The following is a 17834-nucleotide window of genomic DNA, read 5'->3' on the forward strand; positions in this document are numbered from 1 at the left end:
CGCGGGAAGAATAAATCACATCGATTTTATTGAGGCAAGCTTGTTCGGGAAATCGCGCAACGTGGTGCAGGCCATCGGCGTCGGGTGGTTGAGAAGCTGATAGAAAGAGAGGCGCGATCCGAGATCGGCTGGCTGTGGAGAAGCATTGCGCCCCGATCGCGGGCATGGCGATCCCGCGCCACCTTGCCTATGGTACGCGACTCATTGTCGAGCGAGGAGCGCATGAACGGCAAGCAACACGCCACCGGAGCCAGCCTGCGCCTGGCCACGATCATTGCGGCCGAGATCGGCGCCAAGCCGCAGCAGGTCACGGCTGCCGTTGCCCTGCTCGACGAAGGCGCTACCGTCCCCTTCGTTGCCCGCTACCGCAAGGAGGTGACCGGGGGGCTCGACGATACGCAGTTGCGTGATCTCGCCGAACGCCTCGCCTATCTGCGCGAGCTCGAGGCCCGGCGCGAGACCATCCTTTCCTCCGTCCGCGAGCAGGGCAAGCTCGACGACGCGCTCGAGGCCAAGATCGCCGCTGCCGCCACCAAGGCGGAACTTGAAGACATCTATCTGCCCTACAAGCCCAAGCGGCGCACCAAGGCCGAGATCGCCCGCGAGCGCGGGCTGGGGCCGCTCGCCGAGGCCATCCTGGCCGACCGGGCGGCTGTGCCCGCGGAGCTTGCGGCGGCCTATCTCGGCGACGAGGTCCCCGACGCCAAGGTGGCCCTGGAAGGCGCGCGTGACATCCTGGTCGAGCGCTTCAGCGAGAATGCCGAACTGGTCGGACGACTGCGCAGCTATATGAAGGAGCAGGCCTTCCTGCGCGCCCGCGTCATCGACGGCAAGCAGGCGGCCGGCGCAAAGTTCTCCGATTATTTCGACCATATCGAGAAATGGTCGGGCGTGCCCAGCCACCGCGCCCTCGCCATGCTGCGCGGCCGCAACGAGGAGGTGCTGTCGCTCGACATCGAGGTCGACGCCGACAATGCCTCGGCGGTGAAGCCGGTGGAGCGCATGATCGCCCAAGCCTATGCGATTGCGGGCAGCCTTCCCGGTGACCGCTGGCTGATGGAGGTCGTCGGCTGGGCCTGGCGCGTCAAGCTTTCCCTGCACCTTTATGTCGACCTGATGGGCGATCTGCGCGAACGGGCCGAGGAAGAGGCGATCCGGGTCTTCGCGCGCAACCTCAAGGACCTGCTCCTCGCGGCCCCCGCCGGCTCCCGCGCCACCATGGGCCTCGATCCCGGCATTCGCACGGGCGTGAAGGTCGCGATCGTCGACGGCACCGGCAAGCTTCTGGCCACCACCACCGTCTACCCCTTCCCGCCCAAGAACGATGTGCGCGGCACCCAGGCCGAACTCGCCGCCCTCGTCCGCCGCTACAATGTCGAATTGATCGCCATCGGCAACGGTACCGGCAGCCGCGAGACGGAAAAGCTGGTGGTCGAGATGCTCGCCGCCCTGCCGGCGCCCAAGCCGCTCAAGGTCATCGTCAGCGAGGCGGGTGCTTCGGTCTATTCGGCTTCGGCGACGGCCGCTGCCGAATTTCCCGATCTCGACGTCTCGCTGCGCGGGGCGGTCTCGATCGCCCGGCGGCTGCAGGACCCGCTGGCGGAGCTCGTCAAGATCGAGCCGAAATCGATCGGCGTCGGGCAATATCAACACGATGTCGACCAATATCGCCTGGCCCGCTCGCTGGACGGGGTGGTGGAGGACGCGGTCAATGCCGTCGGCGTCGACCTCAACACCGCCTCGGCCTCGCTGCTCGCCCGCGTCTCTGGCCTTGGCGCCTCGCTCGCCGAGGGAATCGTGGTGCATCGCAATGCCAACGGTCCCTTCGCCAGCCGCAAGGATCTGCTCAAGGTCTCCCGCCTCGGCCCGCGTGCCTTCGAGCAATGCGCCGGCTTCCTGCGCATCCCCAATGGCAGCGAGCCACTGGATGCCTCTTCCGTGCATCCGGAAGCCTATGGCGTGGCCAAGAAGATCGTCGCCGCCTGCGGGCGCGACGTGCGCGCGCTGATGGGCGACAGCGCCGCCCTCCGAAAGCTCGATCCACAGGCTTTCGTGGACGAACGCTTCGGCCTGCCGACGGTGCGCGACATCATCGCCGAGCTGGACAAGCCCGGCCGCGACCCCCGGCCCGAATTCAAGACGGCGACTTTTGCCGACGGCATCGATGACATCAAGGACCTCAGGCCCGGCATGCTCCTGGAAGGCACGGTCACCAATGTCGCCGCCTTCGGGGCCTTCGTCGACATCGGCGTGCACCAGGATGGCCTCGTGCATGTCTCGCAACTGGCCGATCGTTTCATCAAGGATGCGCATGAAGTGGTGAAGGCCGGCGACGTCGTGAAGGTGCGGGTCGTCGAGGTCGACATCCCACGCAAGCGTATTGCCCTGTCGATGCGGCGGGACGGCCAGTCGGATTCCGACAAGCCCGCAAGGCGCGACGACAAGGCCAGGCCCAATCCATCTCGGCAGAATCAGGGCCGGCCCGACAAGCCGGCTGCACGGGGCGCTTTCGGTGCAGCCTTGGCCGAGGCGCTGAAGAAGCGTTGAGGGTTCCTCTTGCTGGGAGAACGCAAGCACCCCTGCTCATAGGTGCCAGCATGAGCTGTGAGGGAATGCCAACTCTTTACCCTCCCCCTCCAGGGGAGGGTAAGAGCCGGCGCCTGCTATCCGGCCTTGGCGATCGGCATGGCCTCGCCATAGAGCTCTCCCGCCGGGCGGGACCGTGTCTGCGGCGCCAGGGCTTGGCGGAGAAAGACCGGCAGCTGGAAGCAATGGCGTTCGAAAGCATCATGGCCGGTGATGGCTGAATCCGCATCGAGTTCGAGTATGAGCGCACCGGCATCGTCCTCGGCCCGATAGGTCACACTGAAGCCCTCCCCGGTGCCGCTGGCCAGCACGTGGCGCCTTGTCCGGCAACCTGCGAATTCGGGCTGGTCGAATGGCAGCACGTTGACGAGCGGCGCAAAGAAGAAGCGCGAGCCCGCGGGCAGGCCACAATCGATGGCAATATGCTCGATACGGTAGCGCCCATGCGCGCGCTGGCGGCGCAGGTCCTTGGCTCCTCTCTTCAGCAGGACCGCCAGCGGCTCCTCCCCGCTGACGGCGAGGCGGAACGGCAGGATGTTCAAGAGCATGGCGGGTATGTTGGCGCCCACGCTACCCCAGCGGCTCATGAAGGGCAGCCATAGCGTCATCCGCCCTTTGCCGCCCCTTTCCTGCTCCGAGCCATGGCGCAGGAGATACAGGCCGGTCAGCAGGACCAGTAGATCCGGCCAGGCGATGCCCAGTTCGGTCGCGCTCTGCCGCAGGATACGGCCGAGATCGTCCGGCAGCCTGTCATGCGATTGCAGGCCCTCCGCTCCGTAGCCCTCGCCGGCCTTGTCCACCACCGGCAGCGAACCGGGACCGGCGAGATAGTCCTGCCAGAACCGGCGATCCTCGGCGAAGCGCGGACCGGTGCGATAGGCCTCTTCCTCGGCCAGGAAACTGGCAAAGCGATCGAAGGGGCGCCCGGCGTCGGCATGACCCAGCAAATGGGCATAGAGCTGCGCGCATCTTTGCTCGATCAAGGTGAGACCGAAGCCATCGAGGATGATGTGATGGGCGCGGATGTACCAATAATAGCGGTTCTCGCCGATGCGCAGCAGCCATTGCGCCGAAAGCGGGTGACGCGTGAGGTCGAGCTTTGCGCGAATGTCGGCCTGCATCAGGCCCATGGCCGCCCGCGCCGGATCCTGGCGGTCGGTAAGGTCGTTCTGCTTGACCTCGGGCAGGCGCCGCGGGTCGAGGCGCTGGCGCGGCAACCCGTCACTCCGGGCAACCGCAAAGCTAGCCGCGAGGATATCGGCTTCATGCACGGTGCGGGCAATAGCCCGGCAAAGGGCCGAAACGTCGACTGGCCCCTCAATGTCGAGATAATGGGCGACGGTGGAGAGCGGCTGGTCGGGATGGAAGCTGAACTCTTCCCAGAAATCCAACTGGGGCGGTGTCAGCTTCATCCAGTCGAGGGGGGTGTCTTCTATCGGCATCGAAAAATCCAAGGTCAGTGTGCATTCAGAAATAGGTGCCCAGTCATCCCCGGCTGAGCCGCTCGCGAGCGAAGCGAGAGAGGGCGAGGAGAAGGGGATCCAGAGCTGCATATGGTGCCCGTTGGCGTCCGGATCCCCTTCCCTCACCCCTTCGTGGTTCGCCGGGGATGACCCATCGGTTTTTTTCCGCGAGTCCCGGGAAGAGGTATCCGGGTCCGCAAGGTCATCGAGCCAGCAACGCTTCGACCTGCCTTGCATTGCGGCAGCGCAGCAGGTGCGCCGGGGTCAGGCTCACGCCGAACTCGCCGCTGATACGGCCGGCGACGGTCTTCAGATGCGACGGCAGCAGGCCCATCGACACGAAATCCGCTCCCTCGTCGTGGCCATCCTGACGCGCTTTACCGAGCACGCTGAGATAGATGTCGAGGATGCGCCCGCTGGAGAACGGCGATGCCGGAACCGGGCGAATTGCACCGTTCCCGCCACCTTCGGCTGCGTCCGATCCGAGCAGGATCTGCCTGGCGCGGTTGCGGTCCGGCTTGCCATTGGCCGAGAGCGGCAGGGCCTCCACGCGAAGGAAGCGAATGGGAACATGGGTCTCGGGCAGACGCTGGCGCGCGAAGGCGCGCAGCTCCCCGACGGGAAGCCCGGATCCCGCCTCGCTCACATAGATCGCCGCCAGCGCCAGTTCGCCAGCGTCGCCGACGGGATAGTCGACAACCAGGACATGCTTGATCAAGCCATGGGCTGCGAGCTCATTCTCGATGTCGGGCAGCGAAACCCGGACACCGCGAATCTTGACATAGCCATTGACCCGGCCGGCGAAAATCAAGGTGCCATCAGGCCGGTAAAAGCCGCGGTCGCCCGTCCTGAAGGCCCGAACCTGCCGCCCGTCCTCGGCGGAGATGGAGACGAAGTCGTTCTGGCTGAGCCCGCCATCTTCCAGATAGCCGCGCGCGACGGCCACGCCGGCCGTATGGATGCGACCAACCACATGGGGCGGACAGTGTTCGCCCTGTTCGTCGAGCACGAAATAGCTCACGCCCGGCAAGGGACGCCCATAGGGAATGATTGCGGTATCATCCGGGCCGATCTCGTGCCAGATGCTCCAGATGGTCGTCTCGGTCGGCCCGCCCAGCGAGATCAGCCTGGTGGCGGGGTGGGTACGACGCAACTGCTCGATCACCGTCGGCTTGATGTAGTCGCCGCCCTGCGCGATCAGCCTAAGCGACTTCAGCTGTTCGCCGCGCTGGCAGGCGAGCAGCATTTCCAGGATGGCGGGAACCGAGCACCACACGGAAACCCGGTGTTGCTCGACCAGCCGGTTCCAGCCAATGGCGTCCCTCTCCTCGCCAATGGCCGGCAAGACCAGGCTCGCGCCGGCACACAGGGCCCCGTAAATATCGAACACCGACATGTCGTGATGCAGCGGCGTGACGGAGATGAAGACATCTTCGGCGCCGATGCCCCAGAATTGCAGCGTGTGATCGATGACGTTCCAGGTCGCCCTGTTGGCAACGACAACGCATTTGGGCTTGCCGGTCGTGCCTGAGGTATAGAGATAATAGGCAGCGTCCTCGCTGGCGGACAGTTCGTTCAAGAATCCCGGTGCGGCCCGCCCGTCTGCTGCCACCTCGGCTGAGAGTAGCGCCTCGACGGGCAAGGCCTCGATGCCGCGTGCGAGACTGAGGCCGACCACGAGCGCCGCCCGGCAGTTCTGCAGGAGATAGCCGACACGGTCCGGCGGCGATCCCACATCGATGGGGACCCAGACCAACCCCAGGAGGGAACAGGCGAGCGTGACCATGACATGCTCGGGGCTGCGCGGAAGGCAGACCGCCACCACCTCTCCCCGGCTGAGACCGCGCTCGCGCAGGCCTGCCATGATGCGCGAAACATGGTCGCCGAGTTCGGCATAGGAGATCCGTCGTTCGCCGCAGATCAGGGCATCCTTGGCGATGGTGCCTCCGAACAGATGCGCGGCGATGCGGGCAAGGAAGCCGGCAGGCGCCAGGTTTGTCGGCTTGTCATTATGGCTGTAATGGCTGAGGTCGAGGACATCGCCGGCCGGCAGGACGAGTTCGCCACGCAGGCCGACCGCTGCAATCGCCCTGGCCATGGCCTCCAGAATAGCCTCGACCACCGTACCGTCGATGGCTTCGCGGGCATGATCGATGCACAGGACCAGGTTCCTGTGTTCGTCCATCGACATCCGGATATCCATCGCCACTTGCGGTGTCTGCGTTACACCGCCATGCAGGCGCACCGGGCTGTCCTCGGCCAGCGTTTCCCAGGACAGTCCGTTGGTGACGACCACCGGCAGGGCCGGCCCTTCGGAATGGCGGTTGATCAGGACCCTGTTGATATCGACGCCCGAGAAGGCAAGGTGCTCCAGGCCTTCGAGCGTGTCGGCCTGCAGTCGCCGGGCACGGTCGTCGAAAGTGCCCTCCCCGGCCCGATAGTCGACAACGATGAAGGTGGAATCATTGCCCATCGGCCCCGTCGGCAGGGCAACGGGAACGCCGACGCAGAGCCCCCCCTCGCTTGTCCAATGTGTTAGAGTTTCAAGGATCACCGCCGTCAGTACGGAATGGCGGAAGAGCGTTCGGGCAGCGCCGACCTTGGTCAGCTTGACGAAATCGTCCCGCGGCACGGTCACGCTCCGGCGTTCGTAACGGGAGGCCCTGATCTCGGCCAGGGGACGCTTCCAGGGCAGCCGCGGCGGTTCGGAGGCGGTTTCCAGCTTGCGCGTCCAATAGGCCGCATCCGCCTCTCGCTCGGCTTGTGCCGACAGCGTCCGGTCTGCCGCCGGCGCCAGGAGGGAGCTCGTTGCGAGGGGAGCCGAGCCAAACAGCTGACGCAGGATCGTAGCGATCGAGCGGCCGTCCACGACGAGGGCGTCGAAACGGGCGAACACCACATGGGAATGGTAACTCCCCTCCCCGGACTGCGGCTGGGGAAGGTGGAACACCAGCATGTGCCAGGGTGGCAGGCTGAGATCATGCAGATGGTGCGCATAGCTCTCCCGCATGGCGTCGATCCTCTCCCAGGCCTTGGCCGCTGGCAGGCCGCGCAGGTCGATCTCATCGAGATTGAGCCTCGCCTCGTCATCGACGTGCTGGGTCAGGTTCTCGGCGTCGATGCGGTTGCGAAGGCAGGGCACAGTACGCACGAGGGCGTGCAGACGGGTCTTGAATTCGTCGATAGCCAGCTTGCCGCGATATTCGCGAAATTCCTGCATGGCGACGCCACCGAGTGGGAACTGGTCGCCGCGGCCGAGGAGATAGGCGCGCTGCAAGGGGGTGAGCGCCCTTTCGGGAGCTGAAGAATGAGCCATTGAACGAGGTTCCTCGGGAGCCGCGGGGCGGGCGGTGTGACTGATGGTGGCAGGCTTGCTTTCGACGCAGGCGGCCAACACAGCTTCGACGGGCTGGCTCAAGGCTTCGGGCACGGTTGCAACATGTCTCACGCAGGCGAGATAGGTCTCGAACATCGCCTTGACCCAGGCCTCGGGAATGGCGTCCAGGCGCACGTCCCAATTGACCAGGATACCGCCATAGGCCGAGACGACCTGTGCATCGAGCGCGACCTGGGGTCCCTGCGAAATCACAAAGCCCATGGCGCCGAAGGTCCGGGTGACCCGATCCGAGAACAGCTCGCCACGAAGATCGAGGCCTGCCGTGAAGACCACGGGCGCAAGCTGCACCTCGCCATTAAGGCGCGAGAGATCACGCATGATGCTCGGCCCCGGATAGGCGGCATGCGAGATCGCCTGGGTCATCTCGGCCCCGATGCACCGGCACAGATGTTCGACCGACTCACCTGCGACGCGGGTAACCGGCAGGATCAACGGATTGGAAAACTCGCCGATCATCTCATCCACGCCATCTGCATAGGGCAGGCGATGGAACATCGGCACGTTCAGGCGGAAGCGCCGGGATGGCGTGCTTGCCCCGAGCACGGCGGCGAAAAGCCCGAGCATCAGGGTTGAAAGGGTCAGGTGATGCCGCCGGGCCGTCCGGGTCAGCGCCTGCCGCTCCGATGGACCGAGCTGCGCGGCAAGGCGATCGCTGCATATCCCTGCCTGTGGCTCCTCGGGAGAGGGCAAGGCGGGGGCAGGCGGCATCTCGGAGAGGCGGGAGCGCCACCATTCCCGGTCTCTCTCGCGCCGGGCCGCCAGCTCACCATCCGCCTCCATACGGGTCAGATAGTCGAAATAGGAGGCCTGCCGCGGCTGGCCCGGCATATCGCTATCCTCATAGAAGCGGGCCAGATCTTCCATCAGCCGGCGAAAGCTCTGGGGATCGACGGCAATCATGTCGGTGTCGACGTGCAGGCGACAGCGATCGCCCGGCAGCAGGCTCAGGCTGAGGTCGCAGACCCGGCCGAGATGAATGGGCAGGCTCTGGCTGGTCTTGGCCTGACGCTTGGCCGACAGCGCCTTGGCGACGGCCTCCTCACCGAGGGTGCTGAGATCATCGACCTCCAGCACCGGGCCGTCGCCATCCACAGCCTGCAGGCCGTCGGCGCTGACGCGCAGGCGCAACATCGGATGCATTTCGCCGAGACGTTCCACCGCCCGCCGCAGCGTTCCCACGTCCAGCCCCTGGTGATCGAATTCCGCATAGAGATGCGCCGCGACGCCACCCATCGCGGCAGCGGATTGCCGCCCTACCCAGTAGGCGGCCTGCATTATGGTTAGTTCTCTCATCTCAAATTCACGATATTGACAATCAACCTGAAATATAATCATGTAAATTTAATGGTCAATCGCACATGTTGAAAATATAGTGTGCAGTAAAGAACCATTCAAAAGAGCACAAATCCTGATTATAGGAATTACAATAAGGGCAGTAGTTATGCAGGCTGGGGCCGTTTCAATGTATTCTGATGAGAAAACTATCTCCTCGGCAAGCGGTAGCAATTTACTATTCAGTACCGGAAGCAGAGAGCTGCGCTCCTTCGGGCCGCGTCGGCTGATCAGCATGCCTGCCCGCGGGGGCGAGGACTGGGCCAGCCAGTTCCAGCGCAGCGTGCGCCAGGCGCTGGACGAGGCGCGGGCCGAGGGCCAGGACAACCCTATCGTGATGGGGGCCATTCCCTTCGACATGCGCGAGCCATCCTGCCTCTATGTGCCGCAGGTCTATGAATGGCGGGAACGCCGAGCGCCCCGAACCGCTGGTAGCACGGACCGGCTGCCGGCCTTGCTCGACCAACGCAGCATTCCCGACGAGCCCGGCTTCAAGAAGGCGGTCGAACAGGCGATCCTGAACTTTCGTCATGGCGACATTCGCAAGGTCGTGCTGTCGGTCATGCGCGAATTGCGGTTTGCCGGATCCGTGGACGTGGATGGCCTGCTCGACAGCCTGCGCATGCAGAACACCAGCGGCTATCAGTTCCGCGTGCCGCTGCCCGATGGCGGGGAATTGATCGGCGTCAGCCCGGAACTGCTGCTGCAGAAGGAGGGCGATCGCTTCGTTTCCAATCCGCTGGCCGGCTCGGCGCGGCGCCAGCCCTTCCCGGAAGCCGATCAGGCCGCCGCCGATGCCCTGCTGCGATCGCCGAAGGATCTCTACGAGCACCGCGTGGTCATCGATGACATCCGCCGCGTGCTCGAACCGCATTGCGCCGAACTGGTGATTCCGGACTCCCCTTCCGTGATCAGCACCGCCGCGCTGTGGCACCTGTCCACGCGGCTGCATGGCCGGCTCATCGATCCGCAGATGAGCGCGCTGCAGTTGGCTTGCCGCCTGCACCCCACACCGGCCGTCTGCGGCACACCCACCGACCAGGCCCACAAGCTCATTCGTTTCGTGGAGCCTTTCGAGCGCGGCCTGTTCACAGGCATGGTGGGCTGGTGCGACAGCCGGGGCGACGGGGAATGGGTCGTCACCCTGCGTTGCGGTATCGTCGAGCGGGAAGTCGTTCGCCTGTTTGCCGGCGCCGGCATCGTCGAGGCGTCGCAGCCCGAGGCCGAATGGGCCGAGACCCAGACCAAGCTGAAGACCATGCTCAACGCCTGCGGCCTGGCGGCATGACACGATCCCTTCAGATCCAACCAGGTTACGCTATGAACGTCGACTTCGTGCACTGGCCGGAAAACCTGGCGCAGCGCTACCGGGAACGCGGCCATTGGCTCGACCAGCCCCTGACCCGTATCCTCGACCAGCAATGCCGCGAACGCCCCGACGCCCTCGCACTCATCTGCGGCGAACGCCGGTTCAGCTATGCCGAGATCGACCGGCTGGCCTCGAACCTGGCCGCCCGCCTGAGCGCCCTCGGCCTCGGCCATGGCGACACTGCGCTGGTGCAATTGCCCAATGTCGCGGAATTCCACATCGTCTTCTTCGCGCTGCTCAAGATCGGCGTCGCGCCGGTCAACGCCCTCTACAGCCACCGGCGGCTGGAAATGAGTGCCTACGCGCGGCAGATCCAGCCCCGATTGCTGATCGCCGCTCGCCGGCACGAGCTTTTCAGCGACGAGACCTTTATGGGCGAACTGCGCTCCATTTCCCCGGCGCTCGCCCAGGTCCTGCTGCTGGGCGAAACATCGCCCGACACCAGCCTCGACCTCTGGCTCGCCGAGGGCGGGGTTCCCTCCCATGGCGGTACGCCCACCAGGGCGGACGAAGTCGCCTTCTTCCAGCTTTCCGGCGGCAGCACGGGCACGCCCAAGCTCATTCCCCGCACCCACAACGACTACGACTATTCCGTCCGCGCCAGCGCCGAGATCTGCCGTCTCTCGCCGCAAACACGCTTCTTGTGTGCCCTGCCGGCAGGTCATAATTACGTGCTCAGTTCGCCGGGCACGCTGGGCGTGTTCCATGCCGGCGGCTGCGTCGTCATGGCCCCCAATCCCGAGCCGCTCGGCTGTTTCGCGCTGATCGAGCGCCACGGCATTGACATGGCGGCGCTGGTACCTTCGGCCGTGGCGCTCTGGCTGCAGGTCGTGCCGGGACATGAGGCGGCCCTGCGTTCCCTCAAGCTCATTCAGGTCGGCGGCGCCAGCTTCGCCGAGGCGCTGGCCCGGCAGGTGCCGGAAAAGCTCGGCTGTGCCCTGCAGCAGGTGTTCGGCATGGCCGAAGGCCTGGTCAACTACACCAGGCTCGACGACGCGGACGAACTCGTCTTCACCACGCAGGGGCGCCCGATCAGTCCCGATGACGAGGTCAAGGTCGTCGATGAAGAAGGACGGGACGTTCCCGACGGCGAGACCGGCATGCTTGCCACGCGCGGGCCCTACACGTTCCGGGGTTATTACCGTAGCCCCGAGCACAATGAAAAAGTGTTCGACACCGACGGTTTCTACTATTCGGGCGATCTCGTTCAGCGCTCGGCGCAGGGCTATCTGCGCGTGGTCGGCCGCATCAAGGACCAGATCAATCGCGGCGGCGAAAAGATCGCCTCCGAGGAGGTCGAGAACCTGCTGCTGCTGCATCCGGAGGTAACACAGGCCGCGCTGGTGGCGATGAGCGATCCGCTGCTGGGCGAAAAGAGCTGCGCCTTCCTGGTGGTCAGGAAGCCCGGCCTGCCGCCCTCGGCGCTACGCCAGCATCTCATCGCCCAGGGCGTGGCCGAATACAAGCTGCCGGACCGCTTCCGCTTCATCGACACCATGCCGCTGACCCCGGTCGGCAAGATCGACAAGAACCGGCTGCGCCAGCAGCTGCAAAACCCACCCGTTTCCCTATCGACCTGACGAAGGTGCCCCATGGCCATTCCCTCCATCACCGACTATCCCATGCCCTCGCCGGAGGCGTTCCCCGCCAACCGCACGCAATGGCAGCCCGATCCCGCCCGTGCAGTGCTGCTGGTCCATGACATGCAGCGCTACTTCCTGCGCTTCTACGATGCCGACGGCGCCCTGGTGCGCCAGCTCGTCGACAATCTCGTCGCCATCCGGCGATGGGCGCGGGAGCGCGGCGTTCCCGTGGTCTACACCGCCCAGCCGCACGAACAGCCGGCAGCGGACCGGGCCCTGCTCAACGATATGTGGGGGCCGGGCCTGACCACGGCCGACCCGGCCCTGCAGGCCATCGTGGCGCCCCTTGCACCGGAAGAGGGCGACACGGTGCTGACCAAATGGCGCTACAGCGCCTTCCAGCGCTCGGAATTGCTTTCCCTTCTGCGTCAATGGGGCCGCGACCAGCTGCTGGTCGGCGGCGTCTACGCCCATATCGGCTGCATGATCACCTCGACGGATGCCTTCATGAACGACATCCAGCCCTTCCTGGTCGGCGATGCCGTCGCCGATTTCTCGCTGGACGATCATCTGATGGCGCTGCGCTACGTGGCGACGCGCTGCGGCAGCGTCGTCACCACCAAAAGCCTCGTCGACATGGCCGCCCCCACCCTGAGCCGGGACTGGCTGGTCAAGCGTGTGCGTGCGCTCATCGAGGAGGAGGTCGACTTCGATCCGGACGAGAACCTGATCTATTACGGCCTTGATTCCGTTCAGGTCATGCTGCTGGCCTCGGAGCTGAAGGAGCGTGGCGTCGCCGTGCGCTTCGAGGAGCTCACGCGCATTCCCACACTCAATGCCTGGTGGTCCTTGATCGAGAGCAAGCAACTCCAGGCCATTGCGGCGTGACCGGATGAGCGTGATGACATCATGGAATTTCGCCGGCAAGCGCGTGCTGGTCACGGGCGCGGCCGGCGGTATCGGACGATGCGTGGCCGAACGCTTTCGCGCTGCAGGCGCCAGGGTAGTCGGGCTCGACCTCGCCGCGCCCAACGCAGGCGGGAATGGCAATGCCAAAGCGGAGCTTATCGCGCTCGATATCACCGATCCCCAGCAGGTGGACGAGGTATACGATCGCATACTTGGTGAGTCCGAAAGCCTCGACGTTCTCATCAACGCCGCCGGGGTCCTGCGGCTCGGGGCGGCCGAGGACCTGACGCTCGACGACTGGCAGGCCTGTTTCGGTGTCAATGTCAGCGGCGCTTTCTACCTTATGCGCCGCTGCATCCCGCTGTTCAAACGCCAGCGTTCGGGCGTGATCGTCAACGTCGCCTCCAATGCCGCCCATGTGCCGCGGGTTGGCATGACCGCCTATTGCGCCTCGAAGGCGGCAATGGTCAGCCTCAGCCATTGCGTCGGGCTGGAACTCGCCCCTTTCGGCGTGCGTTGCAACGTGGTCTCGCCTGGTTCCACCGACACCCCGATGCTGCGCGGCATGTTCAAGAACCCCTCGGATGGGCAGCGGCTGCTGGCTGGCCTGCCCGAGCATTTCAAGCTCGGCATTCCGCTCGGAAAGCTCGCCTCACCCGAGGAGATTGCCGACGTCGTCCTGTTCCTGGCCTCCGACCGCTCCAGCCATGTCACCCTGCAGGACGTGGTCGTGGACGGCGGCGCCACGCTGGGTGCCTGATCTCAAAGGATTTGCAACATCATGACCATTGCCACCGCCCCGGAGAGCAAAAAGGACCGCTCTCCCCAACGCGTCCGCCACGAAGTTCGCCTGTGCCAGCTCGAAGTGCGCCGGGTGACGCGGCTTGCTCCCTCGATGACGAGGATCACCCTGGCCGGCCCGGCACTGGAGGGCTTTACCAGCCTGGGTTTCGACGACCATGTGAAGATGTTCTTTCCTGCGCCCGGCGAGAGCCGCCCGAGCCTGCCCCATATCGGGCCGGAAGGCATGGAATTGCGGGAGGATCAGCCCAAACCCATCACCCGCGACTACACGCCCCGGCGCTATGATCCCGCCGCCGGCGAGCTCGACATCGACTTCGTGCTGCACGACGAGGGCCCCGCCAGCACCTGGGCCGCCGGCGTGAAGGCCGGCGACGAAGCCTGGATCGCCGGGCCGCGTGGCTCTTTCGTCATCCCCTTCGCCTTCGACTGGTATCTGCTGATCGCTGATGAGACCGGCCTGCCCGCTCTCGCCAGAAGGCTCGAGGAATTGCCGGCCGGAGCACGGGTGCTGGCCTTCATCGAGGTCGACGGCGCCCAGGATCGCCTGCCGCTCGATACGGCCGCCGACGCGACGGTCGTCTGGGCCCACCGCGGCGATGCTCATCCCGGGCAAATGGGCGCCCTGCTCCAAGCTGTGCAACAGGCGGAATTTCCGGCTGGCGACTATCATGCCTGGATCGCCTGCGAGTCGCTCCAGGCCAAGGCACTACGCCGCCTGCTGGTCGAGGAACGTGGAGCCTCGCCCAAATGGGTGCGGGCATCAGGCTATTGGCGGCGCGGCGCCACCGCGGTACACGACCATCATGACGACTGAGAACGCGCTTTCCGTTCAGACGCGGGAGGCCGCTCCCGAACGAATGCCATCGCTGGAACGGATCCGGCAGGAAGTGGCTGAGGTCCTCGATCTCGCGCCCGAAGATGTGCCCGAGGAGCTCAACCTGATCGAGATCGGCCTGCACTCCCTCGCCATCATGACCCTGATCGGGCCGATCTCGCGGCTGGCCGGCGTCAGGCTCGATTATGCCGATTTGGCTGCCATGCCGACGGTCCGGACGTGGAATGCCTTGGTCGAGCGCAAGCTGGCAGCAGCCCTTTGACAACGAAGATGAATTGTTCCGGCACACGCCGGACGTATGGAGATTGAGATGGCGGAAAGATCAGCCCGCTTGCTGTCGGTCGAAGAAATGCCGCGTCTCGACAGCGTGGTCCAGAACGGGCCGGACCACTCGACGATGGCGCTGACCCAGGCGGAAGAAGCCTTGTGGCTGCGCCAGCAGCAGGATCCCGATGCCGTGCTGAAGCATGTGATCGCCTTCAGGCTCGATGGCGCACCCGATCTGCCCCGACTGGTCGCGGCCCTTTACCGTGCTTTCGAGGCCTTGCCGGAGCTGAATGTACGCTATCGTTTCAGCCGCGACGGTGAATTGGAGAAGACTGCCGGCAGTGAAGTTTCGTCCTGCCTTCACATCCGCCGCGTCGAGACGACCGCTGAAGCGGTCAATACGCTGCTGGCCGAGCAGGGCGCGACCTGGGATCTCGAACGGGATGCCCCGATCCGTGCCCTGGTCCTGCTGAGTGGCGAAACGACGATCCTCGGCTTCGTGGTTCACCGCATCCTGGGCGGGGTCATCCGTTGGAGAACCCTGCTGCAAGCGGTCTTCCATTCCTACAATGGCATCTCGTCCGCAATGGGGGGCTCGGCCGGCGGCGAGGCCGCACCGGAGGTCGCGGAGATGGAACCGGCAGTGGACGCCGAAATCAGCGCGCCGCCGGTGCCCTGGCTGCTGAGGACCGGCGGCAACGAAGCGCCGGGCCTGATTGATTTTGCCCGGGCGCCGCTGCTGGAACGAAGCCTGATGGCCCGCGCGGCGGGTCGCTGCGGTACCCTCATAGAGACGGCCAGCCTCTCGGCGCTGGCCGGACCACAGCCTACACCATCGGCCTTGATCGCCGCCGTGGCCCTGCAGTTCGGACGGTTCCTGGCTCAGCTCGGCGATAGCGCTGCCGTGGATCTGAGCCTGCCCCGCCGGCCGGCGACCGACATGCTCGACCTGTCCCTGCCCTTCTGCGCACAGCGCTTCCTGCGGATCATCTTGCCGCGGGACGTGGCTGATACCAAGGACGCGATGGCGCGGATCCTCGCCGGCATGGCGAGCCCGGCTGCCGGTGCGCTCGACCTGCGTCCGCAAGCCGAACGAAACGATGCACCACGCCCGCACGCCTATGTGACCTGGCTGACCGACCCCGCGCTCGTCCTTCCGCTCGAAGGGATATCGGTCGAACGCCTACCCCTGCCCTCCCTCGCAGCGCGGCCGGATCTGGCCCTGGGCCTGGGGCGGGCCGCGAGGGAAGACCGGCTGGCGCTCGAGCTCATGGCCGGCCAGGCCCTTTCGCCGGCGGCCGGTGCCTTTGTCCTGGAGCGCTTTGCCGGCATGCTTGCAGGCACGGCGCCGTTGCTTGGAGCGCCAGGTTTTGGACATGCCGTTTTCGATTCCCAGCCTGATATATCCGCATCGCCTGCATCGGCCCCGCCCGACGAGGGGGCCAATGCGATCGAAGAGATCATCCTGGCCGAGTTCCGCCAGGCCCTCTCCTCGCCGACGATGACGGCCGACGACGATTTCTTCGATCATGGCGGCCACTCACTGATCGCCACCCGCGTCATCGGCCGCCTGCTGGGCTCGCATGGCATCGAGGTCAATTTCAACGATCTCTTCCGCCATCCGACGGCGGCAGGTCTCGCCGGTCTCGCCCAACGACATGGCGCTACCGCGGACGTAGGCGTTCCCGCAGAGGCAGACGGCTCCGCCCTCATGGCCCCCTTGTCGCTGGCCCAGAACTCGCTGTGGAAGATCTACGCTGCCTTCGGTTTCGGCGAGATCTTCAACCTGCCCTTTGCGCTGCGTTTCCTCGACCGCGTCGACGAAACCATCTTCGCCAGGGCGTTCCAGGACGTGCTGGAGCGGCATTCGGGTCTGCGCACCCTTTTCCGTCAGCAGGAAGACGGGACGGTGGGTCAGCTCATCGTGGCGCCGGAAGATCTGGGAGCCTACAAATGGTTCTGGCATTCGCATGAAAGCCAGGCTGGTGATCGCAACCAGGAAGCCGCTTACCGCTTCGACCTGTCCCACGAATTGCCGCTGCGGCTGCGCTTCCTGATCGAGGAGGAAACAGGCCAGCAGGTCCTGTCGCTGCTGTTCCATCACATGGTGCTGGATGAATGGTCGGTGAACCTGATGATGGACGAGCTCGGCCATGCCTATCGCCAGCGGGCGGCGGGCAAGGCGCCCATCTGGGCCGAGCAGCCGGCGCCGTTCCATGAATTCGCGCGTCTCCAGCATAGAGCCGGTCTGAACCAGGCGCATCTCGTCTATTGGACCGACATGCTGCGCGATTCACCGCGCAACCAACAGATCCTGCCGCGGCCTGCCGCCTGCGATGATGCGTCCCGCTCCCCGTCCAACGCTGGTGGCTGGGTGGAGCTCAAGCTCGAAAGCGCTGTGACCGAGGGGCTCTATGCCCTCGCCAAGGCGAACGGCGCCTCGCTGTTCAACGTGGTCTATGCGGCCATCGCCAGTTCCCTGCATCTTCTCGGTTCCCTGGACGAGCTGGTGGTGGGAACCTCGGCCTCGGGCCGGAACGAGCCCGACTACTTCGACACCATCGGCTATTTCACCACGGTGGTGGCGCATCGGGTCGGCTTTTCGCCCGAAAGCACGGTGGCCGAGTTGATCGACCAGGTGAAGAACACCATCAACGGCTCCCTGCCCAATACCGACATTCCCATCGACCTGGTCGAGGAGGCGCTGGGCATTGTGCGCGAGCAGGAACATCTGTTCGAGGTCTTCATCCAGCTTCATGCCAAGAACAAGTTCAACGGCGCTTTCATGCTGGAGGATGGCAGCAGGATCGAGTTCCGACAGGTAGATCCCGAACGGCATGAATCCGTGCTCGGCCTGCAATTCGAGGTGATGGAAGAAAAACTCGGCGAAGAGCGCTGCATCCGCGTGATGATGACCTATCGCTCCGAGCATTACGACCCGCAACAGGTCGAATTGATCCGCCAGACCGTCCTGAAGATCTTCCACCACTTCGCCGAACCCGGCAGTGCCGGTACGCGGCTTGTCGACCTGCGGCCTGCCATCGCCGCGATTCCGGCGCCGGCCTGACGGGCACGCTCTGTCCCTAAAAGAGCAGGGATCGCCATAACCATTTTCACAACGACCGAGGCGGGGGAACGCAGCGTCTGCGTTCCCCCGCTTTTCCTTGGTGGGGCTCGCCCCATCCAGAGTTATGTACAATTTCGAATACTTAAAACTTACGCAGCCATATCTTTATAACAATACTCAATTTTAGTTTAGAACTTTACCAAACTGCGCAATAATTTGTGT

The 17834-nt window shown here is 64.9% G+C and carries 10 protein-coding genes; 8 read left to right on the plus strand and 2 right to left on the minus strand.

All coding sequences use genetic code 11. The features are described from left to right. The first annotated feature begins 222 nt into the window (after window positions 1-222). The gene (locus ACTJKX_RS25265) at window positions 223-2547 is read left to right on the plus strand and encodes a Tex family protein (protein ID WP_440726921.1); all 2325 of its coding nucleotides are present in this window, start codon (window positions 223-225) and stop codon (window positions 2545-2547) included. A gap of 116 nt (window positions 2548-2663) precedes the next feature. On the opposite strand, the gene ACTJKX_RS25270 is transcribed toward ACTJKX_RS25265, so the two are convergent. Beyond that, window positions 2664-4028 carry a condensation domain-containing protein gene (locus ACTJKX_RS25270; protein ID WP_440726922.1) on the minus strand — a complete coding sequence of 455 codons (1365 nt, stop codon included), beginning with the start codon at window positions 4026-4028 and terminating at the stop codon, window positions 2664-2666. Between the two features lie 223 nt (window positions 4029-4251). Beyond that, the gene (locus ACTJKX_RS25275) at window positions 4252-8739 is read right to left on the minus strand and encodes an amino acid adenylation domain-containing protein (protein ID WP_440726923.1); all 4488 of its coding nucleotides are present in this window, start codon (window positions 8737-8739) and stop codon (window positions 4252-4254) included. Between the two features lie 148 nt (window positions 8740-8887). Here ACTJKX_RS25275 and ACTJKX_RS25280 point away from each other — a divergent pair, with 148 nt between their 5' ends. From ACTJKX_RS25280 to ACTJKX_RS25310, 7 genes are read left to right on the plus strand one after another with little or no spacing between them, the layout of a single operon-like run. Beyond that, window positions 8888-10066 (plus strand): isochorismate synthase, encoded by a 1179-nt coding sequence (locus ACTJKX_RS25280; RefSeq protein ID WP_440726924.1) that lies wholly within the window; start codon window positions 8888-8890, stop codon window positions 10064-10066. Between the two features lie 32 nt (window positions 10067-10098). Then, the gene (locus ACTJKX_RS25285; protein WP_440726925.1) at window positions 10099-11727 is read left to right on the plus strand and encodes a (2,3-dihydroxybenzoyl)adenylate synthase; all 1629 of its coding nucleotides are present in this window, start codon (window positions 10099-10101) and stop codon (window positions 11725-11727) included. Between the two features lie 12 nt (window positions 11728-11739). Continuing rightward, window positions 11740-12618 carry an isochorismatase family protein gene (locus tag ACTJKX_RS25290; protein ID WP_440726926.1) on the plus strand — a complete coding sequence of 293 codons (879 nt, stop codon included), beginning with the start codon at window positions 11740-11742 and terminating at the stop codon, window positions 12616-12618. A 13-nt stretch (window positions 12619-12631) separates the two neighbouring features. Beyond that, window positions 12632-13399, plus strand: coding sequence for a 2,3-dihydro-2,3-dihydroxybenzoate dehydrogenase (gene dhbA / locus ACTJKX_RS25295; protein WP_440726927.1), 768 nt, complete (start codon window positions 12632-12634; stop codon window positions 13397-13399). A gap of 21 nt (window positions 13400-13420) precedes the next feature. Beyond that, a complete protein-coding gene (locus tag ACTJKX_RS25300) occupies window positions 13421-14257 on the plus strand; it encodes a siderophore-interacting protein (protein WP_440726928.1) in 837 nt (278 codons plus the stop codon). Further along, a complete protein-coding gene (locus ACTJKX_RS25305; RefSeq protein ID WP_440726929.1) occupies window positions 14247-14540 on the plus strand; it encodes a phosphopantetheine-binding protein in 294 nt (97 codons plus the stop codon). Before ACTJKX_RS25300 ends, ACTJKX_RS25305 begins: the two co-directional genes overlap by 11 nt. Before the next feature lie 48 nt (window positions 14541-14588). Next, window positions 14589-17612 (plus strand): condensation domain-containing protein, encoded by a 3024-nt coding sequence (locus tag ACTJKX_RS25310; RefSeq protein WP_440726930.1) that lies wholly within the window; start codon window positions 14589-14591, stop codon window positions 17610-17612. Window positions 17613-17834 lie beyond the last annotated feature (222 nt).

The organism is Labrys sp. 22185 (assembly GCF_052045555.1).
Taxonomy (GTDB): Bacteria; Pseudomonadota; Alphaproteobacteria; order Rhizobiales; family Labraceae; genus Labrys; species Labrys neptuniae.

What these genes read in the sequence shown, in the direction of transcription:
- ACTJKX_RS25265 (WP_440726921.1), top strand. Translation starts at nt 223, where the DNA reads ATGAACGGCAAGCAACACGCCACCGGAGCCAGCCTGCGCCTGGCCACG.
- ACTJKX_RS25270 (WP_440726922.1), bottom strand. Translation starts at nt 4,028, where the DNA reads ATGCCGATAGAAGACACCCCCCTCGACTGGATGAAGCTGACACCGCCC.
- ACTJKX_RS25275 (WP_440726923.1), bottom strand. Translation starts at nt 8,739, where the DNA reads ATGAGAGAACTAACCATAATGCAGGCCGCCTACTGGGTAGGGCGGCAA.
- ACTJKX_RS25280 (WP_440726924.1), top strand. Translation starts at nt 8,888, where the DNA reads ATGCAGGCTGGGGCCGTTTCAATGTATTCTGATGAGAAAACTATCTCC.
- ACTJKX_RS25285 (WP_440726925.1), top strand. Translation starts at nt 10,099, where the DNA reads ATGAACGTCGACTTCGTGCACTGGCCGGAAAACCTGGCGCAGCGCTAC.
- ACTJKX_RS25290 (WP_440726926.1), top strand. Translation starts at nt 11,740, where the DNA reads ATGGCCATTCCCTCCATCACCGACTATCCCATGCCCTCGCCGGAGGCG.
- dhbA (WP_440726927.1), top strand. Translation starts at nt 12,632, where the DNA reads ATGACATCATGGAATTTCGCCGGCAAGCGCGTGCTGGTCACGGGCGCG.
- ACTJKX_RS25300 (WP_440726928.1), top strand. Translation starts at nt 13,421, where the DNA reads ATGACCATTGCCACCGCCCCGGAGAGCAAAAAGGACCGCTCTCCCCAA.
- ACTJKX_RS25305 (WP_440726929.1), top strand. Translation starts at nt 14,247, where the DNA reads ATGACGACTGAGAACGCGCTTTCCGTTCAGACGCGGGAGGCCGCTCCC.
- ACTJKX_RS25310 (WP_440726930.1), top strand. Translation starts at nt 14,589, where the DNA reads ATGGCGGAAAGATCAGCCCGCTTGCTGTCGGTCGAAGAAATGCCGCGT.